Source organism: Kitasatospora sp. NPDC059803 (assembly GCF_042732255.1).
In the GTDB taxonomy this organism is placed as follows: Bacteria; Actinomycetota; Actinomycetes; order Streptomycetales; family Streptomycetaceae; genus Kitasatospora.
The window spans coordinates 3,859-5,525 of sequence record NZ_JBHWIJ010000423.1; the positions used below are offsets into that span (position 1 = coordinate 3,859).

Genomic DNA, 1,667 nt, shown 5'->3' on the forward strand with positions numbered 1-1,667 from the left:
GCCCACCCCGCGACACAACAAAATACACACACCCTCCGGGGCCCCCCCTCTGCGCGTGTCCTTCTCCACCCCCCCCGCCCACTTGTCTGCCCCCCCCCCCGGGTTTCCCCGATCGTTTTCCGGGGTCCGGAACCGGGGGCGGCGCCCGCCCGTGTCATCACGGAGCGTGTTCACCCGGGGTGGCGTCGGCCTCGGAGCCGGCCCGGAAACGCGTTCGCCCAGGGCGAAAGCGGTGAAGCGTGCGGGTGCCGCCCTCATCCATTCGGCGGAACGTGCCCGAACGGATGCGAGGATGGCGCTGGCCGCGCCGCCCGCGCGGCACGGGCGCGTCAGAAAGGTCACGTTCATGGCCATCGAGGTCGGCACCGAGGCTCCGGACTTCGAGCTCAACAACCAGCACGGCGAAGCGGTCCGCCTCTCCGACTTCCGGGGCGAGCGGAACGTCGTCCTGGTCTTCTACCCGTTCTCCTTCACCGGCGTCTGCACCGGCGAGCTCGGCGCCATCCAGCGGGAGCTGGCGCAGCTGCAGAACGACCGGGTCCAGGTGCTCGGCGTCTCCTGCGACTCGCAGTTCACCCAGCGCGTCTTCGCCGACCGCGAGGGCCTGGAGTTCCCGCTGCTGGCCGACTTCTGGCCGCACGGCGAGGTCGCCCGCGCCTACGGCGTCCTCGACGAGCGGAAGGGCTGCCCCGTGCGCGGCACCTTCGTGATCGACACGGCGGGCACGGTGCGCTGGAGCGTCGTCAACGACCTCCCGGACGCCCGGGACGAGCAGGAGTACCTGAAGGCCCTCGACGCCCTCTGAGGCCCCGCGTGGAGGCCCGTGGCGGTGGCCGCGGGCCCCGTCCCGCGAACTTCGAACAGCCGCGCCGGGCCCGTTCGCACGTCCGGACGGGAACCGCGCACTACGCTCGGTCCGTTGGTCGGGTGGGGCACGTGAGCCGCTCGCCGGCCGGCGCCTCGAACCGCACCACGGGGGCACCAGGGCGTGCCTCCCGATTCTTGGAGGACAAGTGGGTGTCAGCCTGAGCAAGGGCGGCAATGTCTCGCTCACCAAGGAGGCCCCGGGGCTTTCGGCCGTGGTCGTCGGCCTGGGCTGGGACGTCCGGACCACCACCGGGACGGACTTCGACCTGGACGCCAGCGCGCTGCTCTGCAACGAGCAGGGCAAGGTCGCCTCGGACGGGAACTTCGTCTTCTTCAACAACCTGAAGAGCGCGGACGGCTCCGTCGAGCACACCGGTGACAACCGCACCGGCGAGGGCGAGGGCGACGACGAGGCGATCAAGGTCAACCTGGCCGGCGTCCCGGCGGACGTGCAGAAGATCGTCTTCCCGGTCTCGATCTACGACGCCGAGAGCCGCGGGCAGAACTTCGGCCAGGTGCGCAACGCGTTCATCCGCGTGGTGAACCAGGCCGACAACGCGGAGCTGGCCCGCTACGACCTCTCCGAGGACGCCTCCACCGAGACCGCGATGGTCTTCGGCGAGCTGTACCGCAACGGCGCCGAGTGGAAGTTCCGGGCCATCGGCCAGGGCTACGCCTCCGGCCTGCGCGGCATCGCCCAGGACTTCGGCGTCAACGTCTGACCGGACGACACCAGGCGACACCGGACGGCGCCGGACGACACCGGGCGACACGACACGAGGCGGCGCCGGACGGCGGCC

General features: G+C 71.3%; 2 protein-coding genes. Both read left to right on the forward strand.

Going from position 1 to position 1,667, the window contains the following annotated elements; all coding sequences use genetic code 11:
• Nucleotides 1–346 precede the first annotated feature (346 nt).
• Nucleotides 347–805 carry a peroxiredoxin gene (locus tag ACFV6I_RS37165; RefSeq protein ID WP_380430457.1) on the forward strand — a complete coding sequence of 153 codons (459 nt, stop codon included), beginning with the start codon at nt 347–349 and terminating at the stop codon, nt 803–805.
• 208 nt (nt 806–1,013) lie between these two features.
• Entirely contained in the window at nt 1,014–1,589 is a 576-nt protein-coding gene (locus ACFV6I_RS37170; RefSeq protein WP_063347440.1) for a TerD family protein, read from the forward strand.
• Nucleotides 1,590–1,667: the final 78 nt, after the last annotated feature.